12 protein-coding genes and 2 riboswitches are annotated in these 18757 nt (G+C 70.4%); of the genes, 3 read left to right on the forward strand and 9 right to left on the reverse strand.

What is annotated here, in order from left to right; translation table 11 throughout:
* Positions 1-185 precede the first annotated feature (185 nt).
* A complete protein-coding gene (locus ABT324_RS00265) occupies positions 186-824 on the forward strand; it encodes a hypothetical protein (RefSeq protein ID WP_351169084.1) in 639 nt (212 codons plus the stop codon).
* Positions 825-953: 129 nt separating this feature from the next.
* On the opposite strand, the gene ABT324_RS00270 is transcribed toward ABT324_RS00265, so the two are convergent.
* From ABT324_RS00270 to ABT324_RS00310, 9 genes are all read right to left on the reverse strand, one after another.
* Positions 954-1502, reverse strand: a complete 549-nt coding sequence (locus ABT324_RS00270) for a dihydrofolate reductase family protein (protein WP_351169087.1) — start codon at positions 1500-1502, stop codon at positions 954-956.
* Between the two features lie 229 nt (positions 1503-1731).
* Positions 1732-1908: a DUF6104 family protein gene (locus tag ABT324_RS00275; protein ID WP_093157878.1), complete on the reverse strand. Its 177-nt coding sequence runs from the start codon at positions 1906-1908 to the stop codon at positions 1732-1734.
* Between the two features lie 254 nt (positions 1909-2162).
* On the reverse strand, positions 2163-5789 hold the full coding sequence (locus ABT324_RS00280) for a multifunctional oxoglutarate decarboxylase/oxoglutarate dehydrogenase thiamine pyrophosphate-binding subunit/dihydrolipoyllysine-residue succinyltransferase subunit (RefSeq protein WP_502949668.1): 3627 nt from the start codon (positions 5787-5789) through the stop codon (positions 2163-2165).
* A gap of 661 nt (positions 5790-6450) precedes the next feature.
* Entirely contained in the window at positions 6451-10110 is a 3660-nt protein-coding gene (locus ABT324_RS00285; protein ID WP_351169093.1) for an ABC transporter ATP-binding protein, read from the reverse strand.
* Between the two features lie 276 nt (positions 10111-10386).
* Entirely contained in the window at positions 10387-11241 is an 855-nt protein-coding gene (locus ABT324_RS00290) for an ABC-2 transporter permease (protein WP_351169096.1), read from the reverse strand.
* Complete coding sequence (locus ABT324_RS00295; protein WP_351169099.1) at positions 11241-12239, reverse strand: ABC transporter ATP-binding protein; 999 nt, start codon at positions 12237-12239, stop codon at positions 11241-11243. The genes ABT324_RS00290 and ABT324_RS00295 overlap by 1 nt, the downstream gene beginning before the upstream one ends.
* Positions 12240-12338: 99 nt before the next feature.
* Positions 12339-12869 (reverse strand): hypothetical protein, encoded by a 531-nt coding sequence (locus ABT324_RS00300; protein WP_351169102.1) that lies wholly within the window; start codon positions 12867-12869, stop codon positions 12339-12341.
* A gap of 566 nt (positions 12870-13435) precedes the next feature.
* Positions 13436-14551 (reverse strand): alanine dehydrogenase, encoded by a 1116-nt coding sequence (gene ald / locus ABT324_RS00305; protein WP_351169105.1) that lies wholly within the window; start codon positions 14549-14551, stop codon positions 13436-13438.
* Positions 14552-14831: 280 nt separating this feature from the next.
* A complete protein-coding gene (locus ABT324_RS00310; protein WP_351169108.1) occupies positions 14832-16385 on the reverse strand; it encodes a PucR family transcriptional regulator in 1554 nt (517 codons plus the stop codon).
* Between the two features lie 198 nt (positions 16386-16583).
* Positions 16584-16679, forward strand: a riboswitch (glycine riboswitch).
* Positions 16680-16777: riboswitch (glycine riboswitch) on the forward strand.
* 54 nt (positions 16778-16831) lie between these two features.
* On the opposite strand from ABT324_RS00310, the gene gcvH reads away from it, so the two are divergent.
* Together gcvH and ABT324_RS00320 are read left to right on the forward strand one after the other, a co-directional pair.
* Complete coding sequence (gene gcvH / locus ABT324_RS00315; RefSeq protein ID WP_351169111.1) at positions 16832-17203, forward strand: glycine cleavage system protein GcvH; 372 nt, start codon at positions 16832-16834, stop codon at positions 17201-17203.
* 29 nt (positions 17204-17232) lie between these two features.
* Positions 17233-18585 (forward strand): L-serine ammonia-lyase, encoded by a 1353-nt coding sequence (locus ABT324_RS00320; RefSeq protein WP_351169114.1) that lies wholly within the window; start codon positions 17233-17235, stop codon positions 18583-18585.
* The last annotated feature ends 172 nt before the right edge of the window (positions 18586-18757 follow it).

Below are 18757 nucleotides of genomic sequence, written 5' to 3' on the forward strand. Positions count from 1 at the left end.
CCTGGTTAGCAGCGCTGCACAGCAGCCGGGCTGGGGAGGCGAGGATGGGAACCTTCCTGTCACCTCCGCGCCCGCCGACGTGAGGAAGGGAACCTCCCTGTCACACCAATCCCGGCCTTGACCTCCACCTAGCTGGAAGTTCGAGGATGGCGGGGCCACCCCTCGTCGAGCACGCGGAGACCCCGATGAACCCTGACCACATCGTGTTGCCGGAAATCACCCGAACCGACGTCGGCACGGTCCTGGTGAGCCTGTGGCGGGTGGACACCCCGGAGCGGCAGCGGGCAGCGGTGGACGCGACGATCGCGGAGTGGAAGCTCGCGCCCTGGCCGGACGCCTTCCGCTCGCTGAACTGCTTCGTGAGCCTGGACGGCGAGTCCGTCCTGAACTACGCGCAGTGGACTGACGACGACGCGCACCGCGAGTTCGTCCGCACCCGCCGGCCGACCCTGGTGCGGGGCATCGACGAAGCGGTCCCGGGCATCGAACGACCGGGGCTGGTCAGGTACCGCCTGCGCACCAGCGGCACCGCCGCGGACCGCCCCGAGGGCGAGGTCATCGCGGTGTTCGTGCTGGCCAGCGACGGGTTCGAGCACGCGGAGCGGCTGGTGGCCGAGGCGCAGGCCCGGCTCGGAACACCGCCCGACCTCCTGCCGGGCCTGCGCGCGGCGCACTTCCACACCAGCACCGACGGCAGCCGCGTGCTGATCTACGAGGAGTGGGCCGACGAGCGGAGCGCGGCCACCAGCCCCCACCACGGCCCGGGCACGCCCACCAGCAACCTCTACCAGCTCCGCCGCAGCCTCTCCCGCCACCACCTGTGACGTGAGCATGGGAACCTTCCTGTCACCCCGCGCCCGGTCGTCCCAGCTCAGGCGAGGAAGGGAACCTTTCTGTCAGGGCGCGTGCTGGGGTGAGGATGGGAACCTTCCTGTCACCGGCGGTGGGCCTGGTCAGGCAGGCCGGTAGACCAGCAGGACGTTGCCGGACCGGAACGTCGTGGTCCGCAGGTGTTCGAGCTCGACCTGCTCGCTCAGCGTCGACAACATCGAGACGCCGTCCCCGAGGAGGACCGGGAACACCATCACGCGCAGCTCGTCCACCAGCCCGAGTTCCAGCAGGCTCGCCGTCAGCTGCACGCTGCCGAACAGCGCGATCTCCTTGCCCGGCCGCTGCTTCAGCTCCGCGATCGTCCCGGCGGGGGCCTCGCGGACCAGCGTGGTGTTGTTCCAGTCGGCCCTTTCCAGGGTCGACGAGACCGCGAGCTTGGGCACGCTGTTCATGAACTCGATGACGTGGGCGTCGCCCTCGGTCGTGTTCGGCCAGTGCGCGGCCATGTGCTCGTAGGTCTCGCGCCCGAAGACCAGCGTGTCGAGGTGCGCGTTCTGCTGGTTGCAGAAGTCGAAGAACTCCTGGTCCACGTGCGGAAAGTCGAATTCCCCGGCGGTGCGCTTGTAGTAGCCGTCGAGGCTGACCCCGGTGAACGAGATGAGCTTGCGCATGTGAGGCGGTCTCCTAGTGTGCGTCGGCCGCGCGGCCGAACCGATTGCACTTTGCAATCGGATTAAAGGCTAGCAATGATCATGCGCGGGCAGCAACAGGTTCCGCGGAGCGCCGTGCTCGGCTGCTCCGAAGCGCGCGGGTCAGGAACCGGGCGCTGATGCGGGAAGAGCCCCGCCTCCCACTCGCGTGGTCAGGTCAGGGCTCATCCGACAGCAGCTCAGGCCGTCGTCACTCGTCGTCGGCGTCGTCACGGGCGAGGAACGTCGCCAGCCGTTCGGTGGCGTCCTCGAACTCGGGGTTCTGGTCGACGAAGGCGCGCATTCGATCGGCAACCCACGACAGGGTGACCGAGTCGTCACCGCGACGGTCTTCCAGCTCCTCGATGCCGCGGTCGGTGAAGTACACCGCTTCCTCCTAGGGGTTTTGCACGTCCTGGCCGTGGAATCAGGGTGGCCAGGACAGAAGAGTACGAAACGCGGAACCCGGCGCGGTGCGGGGGAACCGCATCGCCGGATGACAGGAAGGTTCCCATGCTCCCCGCCGCGCGCCGCACCAGGCTCCGGGAACGGCGCGAGGATGGGAACCTCCCTGCCACCCCGGGCACGAGAAAGCGGGCCGCCGGTTCCGGGGAACCGACGGCCCGCTCCAGGTGGACCAGATCAGGCGAAGGCGTTGCGCACGACCTCGGCCTGCTCGACCTCGTGGACCTTGGCCAGACCGGTGGCCGGGGCGGCCATCGGACGGCGCGAGACCCGCTTGAGCTTGCCGACCAGCTGCGGGAACAGCTCCGGCAGCGCCAGGCCCAGGAACGGCCAGGCGCCCTGGTTGGCGGGCTCCTCCTGGGTCCACCGGAACTCGGTGGCGTTCGGGTACCGCTCCAGCATCGCGCCCAGCTTGCGGTGCGGCAGCGGGTACAGCTGCTCCAGCCGGACGATCGCGGTGTCGGTGATGCCCTCCTTGTGGCGGTGCGCGGCCAGCTCGTAGTAGAGCTTGCCGGTGCACAGCACGACCTTGCGGACGTTCGCCGGGTCCGGCTGCGCCGGGTCGTCGATCACCGAGGTGAACTTGCCCTCGGTGAAGTCCTCGACCGGGCTGGTCGCGGCCTTCATCCTCAGCATCGACTTCGGCGTGAACACCACCAGCGGGCGGTGGATGCCGTCCAGCGCGTGCCGCCGCAGCAGGTGGAAGTAGTTCGCCGGGGTCGACGGCATCGCCACCGTCATCGAACCCTCGGCGCACAGCTGCAGCCAGCGCTCGATGCGACCGGAGGAGTGGTCCGGGCCCTGACCCTCGTGGCCGTGCGGCAGCAGCATCACCACGTCGGAGCGCTGGCCCCACTTGGCCTCACCGGACGAGATGAACTCGTCGATGATCGACTGCGCGCCGTTGAAGAAGTCGCCGAACTGCGCCTCCCACAGCACCAGGGCGTCCGGGTTGGCCACCGAGTAGCCGTACTCGAAGCCCAGCGCCGCGAACTCCGACAGCGCCGAGTCGTACACCAGGAACTTCGCCTGGTCCTCCGACAGGTTCTGCAGCGGCGTGTGCTCGCTGTTGCTCTTGCGGTCGATCAGCACCGAGTGCCGCTGGCCGAAGGTGCCGCGGCGGCTGTCCTGACCGGTCAGCCGGACCGGGCGGCCCTCCATCACCAGCGAGCCGAACGCCAGCAGCTCACCGAACGCCCAGTCGATGCCACCCTCACGGCCCATCTTGGCGCGGCGCTCCAGCACCGGCTTGACCCGCGGGTGCGGGGTGAAGCCCTCGGGCAGGTTGATCTGCGCCTCGGAGATGCGCTCCAAGGTCTCCCGCGGGATCGCGGTCGACAGGCCGCGCGGCACCTGCTGCTCGGACTCCACCGACGGGCTCGGCGCCGGCGGGTGCTTCTCCAGCTCCCGGACCTCGTTGAACACGTGCTCCAGCTGCGCCGCGTAGTCCTTCAGCGCCTTCTCGGCCTCCTCCACGGTCATGTCACCGCGGCCGATCAGCGACTCGGTGTAGACCTTGCGGACGCTGCGCATCTTGTCGATCGCGTCGTACATCTTCGGCTGCGTCATCGACGGGTCGTCGCCCTCGTTGTGACCGCGGCGCCGGTAGCAGACCATGTCGATCACGACGTCCTTGCCGAACGCCTGGCGGTACTCCACGGCCAGCTTCGCGACCCACACGCACGCCTCGGGGTCGTCGCCGTTGACGTGGAACACCGGGGCGCCGATCATCTTCGCCACGTCGGTGCAGTACTTGCTGGAGCGCGAGTGCTCCGGCGCGGTGGTGTAACCGACCTGGTTGTTGACGATCACGTGCACCGTGCCGCCGGTGCGGTAGCCCCGCAGCAGCGACAGGTTCAGCGTCTCGGCCACCACGCCCTGACCGGCGAACGCGGCGTCGCCGTGCAGCAGCACCGGCAGGACGGTGAAGCCCTCCTGGCCCTTGTCCAGGATGTCCTGCTTGGCGCGGACGATGCCCTCCAGCACCGGGTCCACGGCCTCCAGGTGCGACGGGTTGGAGGTCAGCGACACCTTGGTCTCGCCGTCACCGAACATCCGGAAGTACTTGCCCTCGGCCCCGAGGTGGTACTTCACGTCACCGGAGCCGTGCGCCTGGCCCGGGTCCAGGTTGCCCTCGAACTCCCGGAAGATCTGCGAGATCGGCTTGCCGACGATGTTGGCCAGCACGTTGAGCCGACCGCGGTGCGGCATGCCGATGACGACCTCGTCGAGCTCGTGCGCCGCGGAGGTGTCCAGCACCGCGTCCAGCAGCGGCACCACGGTCTCCGCGCCCTCCAGCGAGAACCGCTTCTGCCCGACGTACTTGGTCTGCAGGAACGTCTCGAACGCCTCGGCCGCGTTGAGCTTCGACAGGATGTACTTCTGCTCAGTCGAGTCCGGCTTGGTGTGCGGCTTCTCGACCCGCTGCTGCAGCCACTCGCGCTCGTCGGGCTCCAGGATGTGCATGTACTCCACGCCAACGGTGCGGCAGTAGGAGTCGCGCAGCACACCCAGCACGTCGCGGAGCTTCATGTGCTCCTTGCCCGCGAACCCGCCGACGGCGAACTCCCGGTCCAGGTCCCACAACGTCAGGCTGTGCGACAGGACGTCGAGGTCCTCGTGCCGCCGCTGCCGGTAGTTCAGCGGGTCGATGTCGGCCATCAGGTGACCGCGGGTGCGGTAGGCGTCGATCAGCTCCAGCACCCGGGCGGTCTTGTCGACCGCGCCCTCCGGGATGTCCTGCGTCCAGCGCACCGGCTCGTACGGGATGCGCAGCGACGCGAAGATGTCGTCGAAGAAGCCGTCCTCGCCCAGCAGCAGCTGGTGCACCCGGCGCAGGAAGTCACCGGACTCCGCGCCCTGGATGACCCGGTGGTCGTAGGTGGACGTCAGCGTCACGATCTTGCTGATGCCCATGTCGACCAGGGTCTTCTCGCTGGCGCCCTGAAACTCGGCCGGGTAGTCCATCGCCCCGACGCCGATGATCGCGCTCTGCCCCTTGGTCAGCCGCGGCACCGAGTGGTTGGTGCCCGACGGGCCGGGGTTGGTCAGCGAGATCGTGGTGCCGGCGAAGTCGTCCGCGGTCAGCGAGTTGCTTCGCGCCTTGCGGATGATGTCCTCGTAGGCCTGCCAGAACTGGTAGAAGGTCATCTCCTCGCAGCCCTTGATGGAGGCGACCACGAGGTTGCGCGACCCGTCCTTGCCCGGCAGGTCGATCGCCAGACCCAGGTTGATGTGCTCCGGCGTGACGGCCGCGGGCTTGCCCTTGGCGTCCTCGCCGTAGTGGCGGTTCATGTTCGGGAAGTCCCGGACCGCACGGACCAGCGCGTAGCCGATCAGGTGGGTGAAGGATATCTTCCCGCCCTTGTTCCGCTTCAGGTGGTTGTTGATGACGATGCGGTTGTCGAACAGCAGCTTCGCCGGGACCGCGCGCACGCTCGTCGCGGTCGGCACGGTCAGCGACTGGTCCATGTTCTTGGCGATCGCAGCCGCGGCACCACGCAGCGTCTTGACCTCACCCGCGGCCTGCGGCTCCTTGACCGGGGCGGCCTTCGCGGCCTGCTGCGGGGACGGCTTGGGCGCAGCCGCCGACTTGCTCGCCGGGGGTGCGGTCGGCGCGGCGGCGGGCGGGACCTGACCGTTGGCCGCACCGCGCGTCGCGGTCGCCGTGGTGGTCGGGGCCGCTGCAGCGGCGGACGCAGCAGCGGTGTTGTCGGTGGCTGCCTGACCCGGCTTGTAGTCGGCGAAGAATTCGTGCCACGCCGAGTCTACGGAAGTGGGATCTTGGAGGTACTGCTCGTACATCTCCTCGATCAACCACTCATTGGGGCCGAACTGTGACGCAGGGCTGCTGGACACGGCTGGCGTTCGCCTCGATCCATATGCTCGTGATTTACAGACACACTCGGGTACCAGGCTAGCGGTCCGATTCGCGAGGTTGACACACAGGACGGCCGTTCGGCTGACGACCTCGGTCACAAAATCGATCAGGAAAGCCCAGCTTGCGGGGGTTAGGCCCGAATCGGCTCACGCGAACGATCAACGGCCGCACGTAGCATGCCTCACTTGCGGTTGGCGTCGCTTGCTAGTACTCCATCTGGGTTGTCGCCCGTCACCAGTATGACGTTTCAACCACACGCTGTGTTCCCGGCCCGTGACCAACTATCCCGAACCTCGGGACACCGCGCACCGCTCGCCCCACCAGCCACAACGGTCCCCCGACGCGGTGCTCGCCCTGCCGCGGGGAGTGGCGGGGAGGCTCCCGTACCCGACCTCCCGGCACCGCGGGTGACAGGAAGGTTCCCATCCTCACAACCCAGGGCCCGCTGCTCGGCGGCTGCGGTGGCAGGAAGGTTCCCCTCCCCACCCGACGCCGCCGAGGTGACAGGAAGGTTCCCTTCCCCACTCGAACTGCGCTGCCGCAGGGTGGCTGGGTGGCAGGAAGGTTCCCATCCTCACGTCACCGTCAGGCGATGTTGGACGTGCCCGCCGCCTCCTCGCGGACCCCGGTCGCCTCGGCCGCGCGCCCCAGGCGCGCGTAGTGGGCGTTCTCGGCGAGCAGCTCGGCGTGCGGGCCCTGCTCGACGATCCCGCCGTCGTCGACGACGACGATCCGGTCGGCGCGGGCCGCGGTCGCCAACCGGTGCGCGACCACGAACGTGGTGCGCTGCGCGGCGAGCTGGTCACTGGCCGCGATCACCATCGACTCGGTGGCCGGGTCCAGGGCCGCGGTGGCCTCGTCGAGCAGCAGCACGTCGGGGTCGACCAGCTCGGCGCGGGCCAGCGCGACCAGCTGCCGCTGCCCGGCGGACAGCCCGCGGCCGCGCTCGCCAACCTGCTGGCGAAACCCGCTGGTCAGCATCGCGATGCCCGGTAGCGCGCCGACCGCCCGCGCCGCGCCCTCCACCTCGGCGGGGTCGGCACCCGGCCGCGCGTAGGCGATGTTGTCCGCGACGTCCCCGGTGAACAGGTGCCCCTCCTGCGGCACCACCGCCAGCCGCCGGTGGAACGCGGCCAGGTCGTAGTGGCGCACGTCCACCCCGTCGATCAGCACCGCGCCGTCGCTGACGTCGTAGAACCGGGCGATCAGCTTGATCAGCGTCGACTTGCCCGCACCGGTGGCACCGACCAGCGCGACGGTCTCCCCGGGGCGCACCCGCAGCGACACGTCGCGCACCGCGTACTGGTCGGTGCCGGGGTAGCGGAAGGACACCGACCGCAGCTCGACCGCGCCGCTGAGCCGCTCCGGCACCGGCGCCGGGTCGCTCGGCGCGGGCACGGAGGTCGGGGTGCGCAGCAGGTCGCCGATGCGCCGCAACCCGACCTTCGCCTGCTGGTAGCCGTCGAAGACGCTGGACAGCTGCTGCACGGGCGAGAAGAACAACCCCAGGTAGAGCAGGAACGCGACCAGCACGCCAGGGGTCAGGTCGCCGGAGGCGACCCGCGCGGCACCGACGCCGAGCACCGCGGCCTGCGCCACCTCGGACAGCAGCGCGACGAACGGGAAGTACGTGGCGATGTAGCGCTGGGCGCGCAGCCGCGAACGCCGGTAGGCGTCGCTGCGCTGCGCGAACACCTTCGCAGCGTGCCCCTCGCGCCGGTGCGCCTGCGCCACCCGCATCCCCGAGACGTTCTCCTGCAGGTCGGCGTTGACCGTGCTGACCCGCTCGCGCGCCTCGGCGTAGGCGATCGACGAGACCTTGCGGAAGATCACCGTGGCCACCAGCAGCACCGGCAGCACCGCCATCGCGACCAGGGCCAGCGAAGCGTCGGTGAGCAGCAGTGCGCCCGCGATGCCGACCAGCGTGAGCACGCTCACCACGAACGTCGCCAACCCGGTCTGCAGGAACGTCGACAGCGCGTCGACGTCGGTGGTCATCCGCGTCATGATCCGACCGGCCAGCTCGCGCTCGTAGTAGTCCAGCCCGAGTCGCTGCAGGTGCGCGAAGCTGCGCAACCGCAGCAGGTAGAGCAGGGACTCACCGGTCCGGGCCGTGACGACGGTCTGCAGCTTGACCACCAGCCAGCCGAGGCAGACGATCACCGCTGCCAGCGCGGTCGCCCACCACAGCACCTCGACGTGCCCGGTGCCGACACCACCATCGACGCCCTGGCGCACCAGCGACGGCAGCGCGATCGAGGTCAGCGCGTCGCCCGCGACCAGCAGCACGGTCAGCAGCAGCCCCCAGCGGATCGGCCGCAGCAACCGGGACAGCTTGAAGTCCGGGTCGGGCGCTCGCGGGTCCTCGCCGCGCAGGTCCGGTTCGTCGGTCGCCGCTGGCAGCTTCCTGATGCCCTCGACCAACTCCGGAGTCGGCGGCATGGACGTGGTCCCCATGCCACGCGATCCGCTGACCACGGCCGCAGCGGGCTCCGGCTCCTCCGGCTCCGGCCACAGCTCAGGCGTGATCCCGGACTCGTTCGAGGTGAGCTGGCCGTCGCGGCGGTTGTCGATGGACTCCCCGGGACCGGCCAGCAACGACCGGAACAGCTCGCAGCGCTGCGCCAGCTCCGCCTCGGTGCCGACGTCGACCACCCGGCCCTCGTCCAGCACCGCGATCCGGTCGGCCAGCGACAGCGTCGAGCGGCGGTGCGCGATCAGCAGGGTCGTGCGCTGGGCCGTCACCGAGCTCAGGGTGTCGTGGATGGCCGCCTCGGTCGCCGGGTCGACGGCCGACGTCGCGTCGTCGAGCACCAGGATCCGCGGATTCGACAGCAGCGCCCGGGCGAGTGCCACGCGCTGCCGCTGACCACCGGAGAGGGTGAGGCCGCGTTCGCCGACCTCGGTGTCGTAGCCGTTCGGGAGCGAGGTGATGAACTCGTGCGCCTCGGCGGCCTTGGCCGCGGCGACCACGTCGGCCTCCGAAGCGTCCGGGCGACCGTAGGCGATGTTGCCGCGGATGGTGTCGGAGAACAGGAACGCCTCCTCGAACACCACGCCCACGGCGCTGCGCAGCGAATCCAACCGCAGGTCGCGGATGTCGTGGGCGGCCGCGCCGTCCTCGGCGGGCCGGATCGAGACGCTGCCCGAGTGCACGTCGTAGAAGCGCGGCAGCAGCAGCGAAACCGTTGACTTCCCCGAACCCGCCGGGCCCACCAGCGCCACCGTCTCACCCGGCCGCACCAGCAGCGACGCGTCGGACAGCACCGGTTGGTCCCGGGTGTAGCCGAAGGTCACGCCGTCGAACCGCACCTCCAGCGGGCCGTCCGGCAACCGCACCGCCTCCGGCTTCTCCTGCACCTCGGGCTGGGAGTCGAGCAACTCGTGGATCCGCTCCACACCCGCGCGGGCGAGCTGCGCCTGGATCACCACGCTCGACAACATCCGCGCCGGTCCGGCCAGCATCGCCACGTACCCGGCGAACGCCACGAACGTGCCCAGGCTCACCTGCTCCTGCAGCACCATCCAGCCGCCGAGCCCGAGCACCCCGACCTGCCCCGCGGAGGGCAGCGCGGCCAGGCTCGCCGCCGGGGTGGCGGTCATGCGCGCGGCGCGGAGCCGCTCGCCGAACAACCGGCGGGCCCGGGTCTCCAGGCGGCTGACCTCGCGGTCCTCCTGCCCGAAGCCCTTGACCACCCGAACACCGGTGACCGTCTCCTCGACGTGCTGCGCGATGTCGGCGGCGCGCTGCTGCGCCGACCAGGTCGCCGGGAACAGCCGCTTCTTGCTGCGCGCGGACACCACCGCGATCAGCGGCGCCACGACCAGCGACACCACGGTGAGCAGCGGCGACAACCACAGCATCGCGGTGATCGCGAACAGCGCGAGCACCGCGGTCCCGGCGGCCAGCGGCAGCATCGACAGCAGCGAGTTCACCAGCTGCAGGTCGCTGATCGACCGCGACACCACCTGCCCGGTGCGCAGCGCGTCCTGCTTGCCCCCGTCCAACCGCTGCATCGCGGCGAACACCGCCCGGCGCAGGTCGTGCTGCACGTCCAGCGCCAACCGCCCCGCGCTGTAGCGGCGGACGAACGCCGCGCCGAAGCGGAACACGCCGAGCACCAGCAGCGCGACGACGATCCACCACAACCGGTCGGTGGTGTGCGCGATGGCGTCGTCCACGGCCAGCTTGGTCAACAGCGGAACCAGGGCCTCCAGGCCGACAGCGGTGACCGACGCACCCATCGCCAGCGCCAAGGCGACCGGGTGCCGTCGACAAGCGGCGAAGAGGCGACGGATCCAACCACCGGAAGACGGGCGGGGATTACCGGAGTCGCTCACCCCGCCAGGTTATGCCGCCCCACCGACCGCGCAGCCCGCCCGAACCCCCGGTGTGACCTCCGACCAGTGGAGCAGGGGAACCTTCCTGTCACCGGAACCGCTGGTGGGTGGCAGGAAGGTTCCCTTGCTCGCGTCAGCGGGCGCGTGGGTGACAGAAAGGTTCCCTTGCTCGCGTCGGGGTCAGGCGATGTCGCGCCGCTGGTTCGCCCACCAGCCACCGGCGACGACCACCGCGGTGTAGGCCAGGAAGATCAGCAGGCTCGCCCACCACGCCTGCCCGTAGTGGCCGCCGAAGAACACGTGCAGCACATCGAAGGCCACCCGCGGCACGTCGGGTTCGTCCGGCCCGGCCACCGCCGCGATGAACAGCGGCACTGCGAGGTTGGACACGATCCCGTTGCCCGCGGCCCCCGGCAGGTACGGGCCGATGCCGGAGACCTCGGAGCCCACCAGCGCCATCGAGAAGATGAACTCGACGACGAACTTGTAGACCAGCGGCAGGATGATCGCCAGCAGGGCGTTCGCGACGAGCGCGCCGAACCCGACGCCGAACAGCGTCCACAACACCATCGCGAGCACGCAGGCGGCGCCAACGGCCAACCAGTCGCTGATGTCACCGAAGTGCCCGAGGTCCTGGCTGGCGCCGAGCAACCCGCCGAGGCTCGCGCACACCACGTTGACCAGTCCGTACACGGCCCCGATGGCCGCCGCGGCGATCAGCTTCGAGAGAAGCACGGCGCTGCGCGGGTTGCTGGTCAGGAAGCTGGTCGTGACGGTCTTGTTCCGGTACTCCCCGGCCACGGTCAGCGCCCCGAACAGGGCACCGAAGATGGTGCTGAAGTTCGCCGACATGGCCACCGACAGCAGCGCCAGCGGCACCGGGCGGTCCAGCTGCTCGATGCTGTTGATGAGCCCGACGAAGGCGGTGCCCATCCACCCGGCGCCGAAGCCGATCAACGCCACCGGGATGAGCAGCGCCCACCACAGGTTGGTCGTGAAGGTCTTGCGGAACTCCGCCTTGATCAGCCCGCCCATCACTGGTGCCCCCCGAGTCCGCGGTGGTCACCAGGCTGCTGCGGGCCGACCGGCCGCGCCCACGCCTGCGCCCTCGGGTCCACCTGCGGGACCCCGGTGTACTGGCCGTTGGTGAGCTGAAAGAACAACTGCTCCAAACCGATCCGCTCGTCCTGCATGCCGTAGAGCGCGACCCCGGCCTCCAGGGCGAGGTCGGCGACCGTGCGGGAATCCGCCTCCAGCACCGCGACCCGGCCGTCCGGCAGGTACTCGACGCGGTATCCGGATTGCTGCAGCTTGGCGGCGAGCGCTCCGGGGTCCGCGGCCTGTACCAGGGCGCGGGACTGCTGGGCGGCCCGCAGCTCCTCGATGCTGCCGTCGTAGACGCACTCGCCGCGGCTGATGACCACCAGCTGGTCCACGGTGTGCTCGATCTCCCGCAGGAAGTGGCTGGACATGAGCACGGTGCGGCCGCTCGCGGCGAAGGCCTTCAGGAAGTTGCGCAGCCAGGCGATGCCCTCCGGGTCGAGCCCGTTGGCCGGTTCGTCCAGCACGAGCACCTGCGGATCGCCGAGCAGCGCCGTGGCCAGGGCCAGCCGCTGCCGCATGCCCAGCGAGAACCCGCCGGGCTTGCGCTTCGCGGCCGGCGCCAGCCCGACGAGCTCGAGCGCCCGGTCAGCCTGCTCGTCCGGCACGTTCATGGCTGCCGCGTAGCAGCGCAGGTGGTCCTGCGCGGTGCGGCCGGGGTGGAAGCTCTGCGCGTCGAGGACGGCGCCGATCACCGAGGCCGGGTTGGGCAGCTGGTGGAACGGCAGACCGTTGATCGTGGCGGTGCCCGCAGTGGGCCTGACCAGGCCCAGGATCATGCGCAGCGTCGTGGTCTTCCCGGACCCGTTGGGTCCGAGGAACCCGGTGACCGTGCCTGGCCGCACCGAGAAGTTGAGGTTCAGGACCGCGTGCACCGGCCCGTAGCTCTTGCTGAGACCTCGCACGGTGATCCGGCCGCTGCCGTCGTGCACACGTCCTCCCACTCCACCTGTTCACCCGTCGCCGCCCATCCTGCCGGACGGCAGCGGGGCGCAGTGCTGAAGTGGTCGTTTTCGATCCAGATCCAGCGGCTACGGCCACTGGATGCCGCGGTCGATCACCGAGGCGCGGTGGATCTTGCGGTGATCGGTTTCGAGGTGCCCGCCGACCGGTGGTTCGCCGGGCGGGCCGGCGGTCAGGTCGGGCCGGGTGAACTCGCCGGTGTCCCAGTCGCTGGGACCGTCGCCGACGGAGGAGACGATCGGGTCCGGGATGACCTCGACGTCGGACTGCGCCTGGACCGGTTCGCGACTCGACCTCCGCCGCAGCGCGTCCAGCCGCGTGGCGCGGACCGGTTGCCCGGAGTGATCGCCGATGAGCTGGCGGTGCGCGGTCAACCACACCGTGCACGGCCACGGGCGGCTGCGCAGCGTGCCCTGGCACGACGGGCACCGGCCGTCCTCGCCGGGCTGGTGCTCGTCGAGCAGCGCCTTCAAGCCCGAGGTGATCCGGTAGAGCTCGGTGCGGGCAACCGGCAGCAGCACTTCGGGGGCGTCGTCCGTCACCACCCGGTCCAGGTCGTCGAGCCGGTCGAGAACGGCCTCGCGTAACACCGCGTCCACCACGTCGCCTCCCGTTGATAAGCGCCTTGCGCAGGCCACCGGATGGGTCCACCGAGGTGGTCCCATCGGGTGACATCGGCAGGGGGGCGCCACGCCTGCACGGGCACCCCACCGGACTCACTCCATCGGGTGGTTATCGATTCGGCTCGAAAATGCCCGCCGAGTGGGTGCTCGCGTCGTCGGCAAATGGGCGATCGTGGCCTACACTGAGGGTGGCGGCCTGCTCCCGGTGACCCCCAGGCTGGTTGAGCGGGCCGCCCCGTTCGGCTGTTTGAGGCCTTTTCGCGTTCACCGCGCACCGCGCTGCGCCATTCCCGTGATCACCCGAGCCCGGTTGGAGCAACCACCCCTTGCCGCTTCCGGCTGCCCGCTCGACCGCTCGCGCTGCGAGCGGGGGAACCTTCCTGCCACCTCGCGCACCCTGACGACGTGAGCAAGGGAACCTTCCTGTCAACCACCCAGCGCTCACTTGAGGAAGGGAACCTTCCTGCCACCACGGCTGGGCGCGACGCGACGAACCCCGCCGCCGACGAGCGGCAGCGGGGTTCGTCTGGGAGAGCGGGACCTCAGGACAGGACGTCGCTGAGCGGGGTGCTGGTGCGGCCGTGGGCCTCGGCGACCGGGGCGTTGACCAGCTTGCCGTCGTGGGTGTTGAGCCCACCAGCCAGCGCCGCGTCCGCCCGGCAGGCCTGCTGCCAGCCCTGGTCGGCGATCCGCAGCACGTAGGGCAGCGTGACGTTGGTGAGCGCGTGGGTCGAGGTGTTGGGCACCGCACCCGGCATGTTCGCCACGCAGTAGAAGACCGAGTCGTGCACGCGGTAGGTCGGGTCGTCGTGCGTGGTCGCGTGCGAGTCGGCGAAGCAGCCGCCCTGGTCGATCGCGATGTCCACCAGCACGCTGCCCGGCTTCATCTCCGACACCAGGTGGTTGGACACCAGCTTCGGCGCCTTCGCACCCGGGATCAGCACCGCACCGATCACCAGGTCGGCGGCGCGCACCGCCTGCTCGACGCTGTAGCGGTTGGAGGTCACGGTGCGGATCTGGCCGTGGAAGTCGCGGTCGATCTCGCGGAGCTTGTCCACATTGGTGTCCAGCAGCTCCACGTCGGCGCCCATGCCCAACGCGACGCGCGCGGCGTTGAGGCCCGCGACACCGCCGCCGATCACCACGACCCGCGCCGGGTGCACACCGGGAACACCGCCCGGCAGCACACCGCGGCCGCCGCTGGGGCGCATCATCGCGTAGGCCCCGACCTGCGGCGCGAGCCGACCCGCGACCTCGCTCATCGGCGCCAGCAGCGGCAGCGCGCCGTTGGCGGTCTGCACCGTCTCGTAGGCGATGCCGGTGACACCGAAGTCCAGCATCGCGTCGGTGAGCTCCGCGGAGGCGGCCAGGTGCAGGTAGGTGAACAGCACCTGGTCGCGGCGCAGCCGCGGGTACTCCTCGGCGATCGGCTCCTTCACCTTGAGCACCAGCTGGCCCTCGGCCCACACGTCGTCGGCGCTGGGCAGCACCTTCGCGCCAGCGGCGAGGTAGTCCTCGTCCGGGATCGAGGAGCCCGCACCAGCGTTAACCTCGACGAAGACGTCGTGCCCGCGGGTGCTCAGCTCGTGCACACCTGCGGGGGTGATCGCGACCCGGTACTCGTGGTTCTTGATCTCGCGCGGAACGGCGATCTTCACGGCGGAATCCTTTCGTCTCTGCGTTGCGCACAACGATCCGCCGCCACTGCCGGGGGCGCATCATTCCCACGCGATGAGATTGCCCCGGCCCGTTTGTGCTCGCAGCACAACACGACCCCCGCCGCGGAGCCGGGTGACGACGCGCCTCCACAGCCCGGCCCACACCGGTGGTGACAGGAAGGTTCCCTTCCTCGCACGACGTGCGCCGCCGTGTGCCGTGTGGTGACAGGAAGGTTCCCTTCCTCAAGGCAGGCGGGGTGACAGGAAGGTTCCCCTGCTCTCAGCCGTGCTGGGCCCAGCGCTCGGCGAGCAGTTGGACGAGGAGGGCGGAGCGGACGTCCGGGTCGTCCAGGTCGATGTCGACGAGCTGGGTGAGCCGCTTCATCCGGTACCGGAAGGTGTTCGGGTGCACGCGCAGTTCGCGGCTCGCTTGCCGCGGGTCACCGGGGTGGCGCAGCCAGGCGCGCAGCGTGGCGAGGTACTCGGTTCCCTGGGTGCGGTCGTGCTCGCGCAGGAGCGCCAGCGGTCCCAGCGAGCCGATCCCCGCGTCGGTGGCCGCGCCCGCCATGCGGCTGAGCACCAGCAGGTGCCAGTAGTCCTCGTAGACCGCCACCCGTTCCTGCAGGTGCCCGGTGCGCAGCAGGCTCACGAGCTCTTCGGCCTGCGACCGCGACTGGGGCAGCTCGGCGACCGCCACGGCTGTGCCCACCGCGATCAGCGGTCGCGGCGACATGTCGTGCGAGGCGAGCGCGGTGCGCAGTTCCTGCCAGCCGCCGCGGTCGCGGTCCGGCACCACCGCGTAGAGCATGGCACCGATCTCGGTGACCAGCGGTCGGCGCCCGATCCCGCGGGTGATCCACTCCCACAGCGCCAGCCGGTGCCCCTCGGCGGGCCCGTCCGAAGCGGGCATCTCGATCGCGATCACCCGGTGCAGCTCGTTCGGGACCGCCAGTTCGTTGGCCGCGACCCGCCAGCCCTCGCCGCCGTCCAGCAGCAGCCGCACCTGCTCCGCGCTGTGCCGCCGCTCGGCGTCCGCGACGGCCCGCCAGCGGAGCAGCTGCAGCGCCACCAGGGGAGCGGTGTCGGCGAACGCCGTCGCGCGTTCGTCGGAGACCTGGTCGGGCACCACCGCCCACATCGAACCGAGCAGTTCACCGCCCATCCTGATCGGCACCACCAGCCGGGGCAGCGTGCCGTCCTGCTGGGCGGGAACGAAGATCGCCGAACTGCCCTTGCTGAGCTTGCGGAACGTGCCGCGCGCCCGGAACTTGGCGAGCACGTCGTCGGGCTGCCTGCGGCCCATGATCGTCGAGACGCGCGCGGGGTCGGTGAGGTCCTGCCGGGCCGAGTAGGCGAGCACCTGGGAGTGCGCGTCCTCGATGGTGACCGGGGCGTCCACCACGTCGGCCACCGCGTCGGCGAGCCGGAACAGGTCGCCGACCCCGGTGCTGCGCGCGTCCGCCTCGTCGAAGTCGGTCCGGGCCAGCGCCGCCCGGATCAACCAGACCAGCTGGGCCCACGCGGTCTCCGGCCGGACCTCGACCAGGGCGACGTCCGCCTCCTCGGCTGCCGCGGTGATGTGCTCGTCGGCGGCGACCGGCGGCTTCAACAGCACCGCCGCCGCACCCAGGTCGCCGCAGGTGCGCACCAGTGCCGCCGCGTGCTCGCGGTCCGCGACCGCCACGCCCAGCACCAGGTCGCCGTCGACCACCGCCGGGTGCTGGTCGGGTTCGGCGATGACGACGTCGCCGACGCACGTGGTCGACTCCGGGACGACCACCGCGCGCAGCAGGGTCGGCCCAACCCGGTCGACCAGTGCCCGGACGTCCAGCATCACCGGCCTCCTGAAACTCGTCCTTCGCCACCCGCCGGAGGTCATGCCCGAGCCAGGGGACCCGGCGCGCGGGAGGGCGGCCACGCTGAGCGGGTTCGCCGGAAGCGCCGCCTGGTCGCGGACCGGGGGTGGGCATTGTGGCACCAGAGCGGGCCCGTTTATCGTTGCTGAGCACGTAGACAATCGCATACCGGCCGTCGACCCCGTGCGGGAGAGACCTCGCACCAGGTGCGGGGCGCCGAAGGAGCAAGACTCCCCACAAAACTCTCAGGCACCCATGACCGTTCGGGCGAGGCAACTCTGGAAAGCGCGCGTCGCAGTGGACGCGCCACCCACGGTGCAAGCCGCTGATCCGCGGCGAAGCTCTCAGGTACCGAAACAGAGGGGGAGGCCCAGCACATTCCGGGCGCACCCGCGCCCTCCAGACCGCTTTGGAGCCTCCCACCATGTCCCTGCCGGAGAACCTGCGCTACACCGAAGAGCACGAGTGGATCGAGGACCGCGACGACGTGGTCCGCATCGGCATCACCCAGCACGCCGCGGAGGCGCTGGGCGACATCGTCTTCGTGCAGCTGCCCGAGGTCGGCGAGCAGATCGAGGCCGGTCAGACCTGCGGTGAGCTGGAGTCCACCAAGTCCGTCAGCGACCTGTTCGCGCCGGTCACCGGTGAGGTCGTCGCGATCAACGACTCCGTCGTGGACGACCCCGCGCTGGTCAACGCGGAGCCGTTCGGCGGGGGCTGGCTGCTGGAGGTGCGCGCCACCGCGACCGGTGCTGTGCTCACGGCAGAGCAGTACGCCGGACTGATCGAGCAGTAGCCGGAGCCGGGCAGCAGCGGAGGCGATCAATGGCGATCAGTGTCTTCGACCTGTTCTCAGTGGGCATCGGACCGTCCAGTTCGCACACCGTGGGCCCGATGCGGGCGGCCAAGCGATTCGCGCGACGACTGCGTGACGCGGGCCGGTTGCCGCAGGTCACGCGGATCAAGGCGGAGCTGTTCGGTTCGTTGGGGGCGACCGGGCACGGGCACGGCAGCCCGAAGGCGGTGCTGCTGGGCCTGGAGGGCCACAGCCCGGAGGTCGTCGATCCGGCCGCGGTGGCGGACCGGGTCACCGAGATCAGCACGACGGGCCGGTTGCGGCTGGACGGTGCGCACGAGATCCGGTTCAGCGTGGACCGCGACCTGGTGATGCACCGCCGCAGGTCGCTGCCGGTGCACCCGAACGGGATGCGGTTCACCGCGTTCACCGGGGACGTCGTCCTGGACAGTGCCGAGTACTACTCGGTCGGCGGAGGTTTCGTCGTCGACGAGGACGCGACCGGCGCCGACCGGATCAAGCCGGACGAGACCGAGGTGCGGTTGCCGTTCCGCACGGGTGCGGAACTCCTCGAGCGCACGGCGGAGTCCGGGTTGTCCATCAGCGGTGTCATGCTGGCCAACGAGCTGTCGTGGCGCGGCGAGGACGCGGTCCGCAAGGAACTGCTGGAGATCTGGCAGGTGATGCGGGAGTGCGTGGACAACGGCTGCCGCAACACCGGCGAGCTGCCGGGCGGGCTGAAGGTCAAGCGGCGCGCGGCGGAGCTGGCTGCGTCGCTGACCGGTCAGGATGATCCGCTGGAGTGGGTCACCCTGTTCGCGCTGGCCGTCAACGAGGAGAACGCGGCCGGTGGCCGGGTGGTGACCGCCCCGACCAACGGGGCGGCGGGCATCGTCCCGGCGGTGCTGCACTACTACACCCGCTTCGTGCCCGGTGCCGACGACGACGGTGTGGTGCGTTTCCTGCTCGCGGCGGGTGCGGTCGGGGTGTTGTTCAAGGAGAACGCCTCGATCTCCGGTGCCGAGGTCGGGTGCCAAGGCGAGGTCGGCTCGGCGTGCTCGATGGCCGCTGCCGGGCTGGCGGAGGTTCTCGGCGGGACGCCGCGCCAGGTGGAGAACGCCGCCGAGATCGCGATGGAGCACAACCTCGGGCTCACCTGCGACCCGATCGGCGGCTTGGTGCAGATCCCGTGCATCGAGCGCAACGCGGTGGCCTCGGTCAAGGCGATCACCGCGGCGCGGATGGCGTTGCGTGGCGACGGCAACCACTTCGTCTCGCTGGACAAGGTGATCAAGACGATGCGCGAGACCGGCCGCGACATGAAGGTCAAGTACAAGGAGACCGCCCGCGGCGGCCTCGCGGTCAACGTCATCGAGTGCTGACCCCGCGCGGGCGGTGCGAGGAAGGGAACCTTCCTGTCACCGCCCGCGCTGGTCACGTGAGCAAGGGAACCTTCCTGTCACGCGCCTGCCCGCGGACGTGAGGAGGGGAACCTTCCTGTCACCGTCGGTGGGTCCGCGCTCTGGAAGAGCCCTTACCGGTCAGCCGAGTACC

Origin of the sequence: Saccharopolyspora sp. NPDC000359, assembly GCF_040300525.1 — a bacterium.
Lineage (GTDB): Bacteria > Actinomycetota > Actinomycetes > Mycobacteriales > Pseudonocardiaceae > Saccharopolyspora.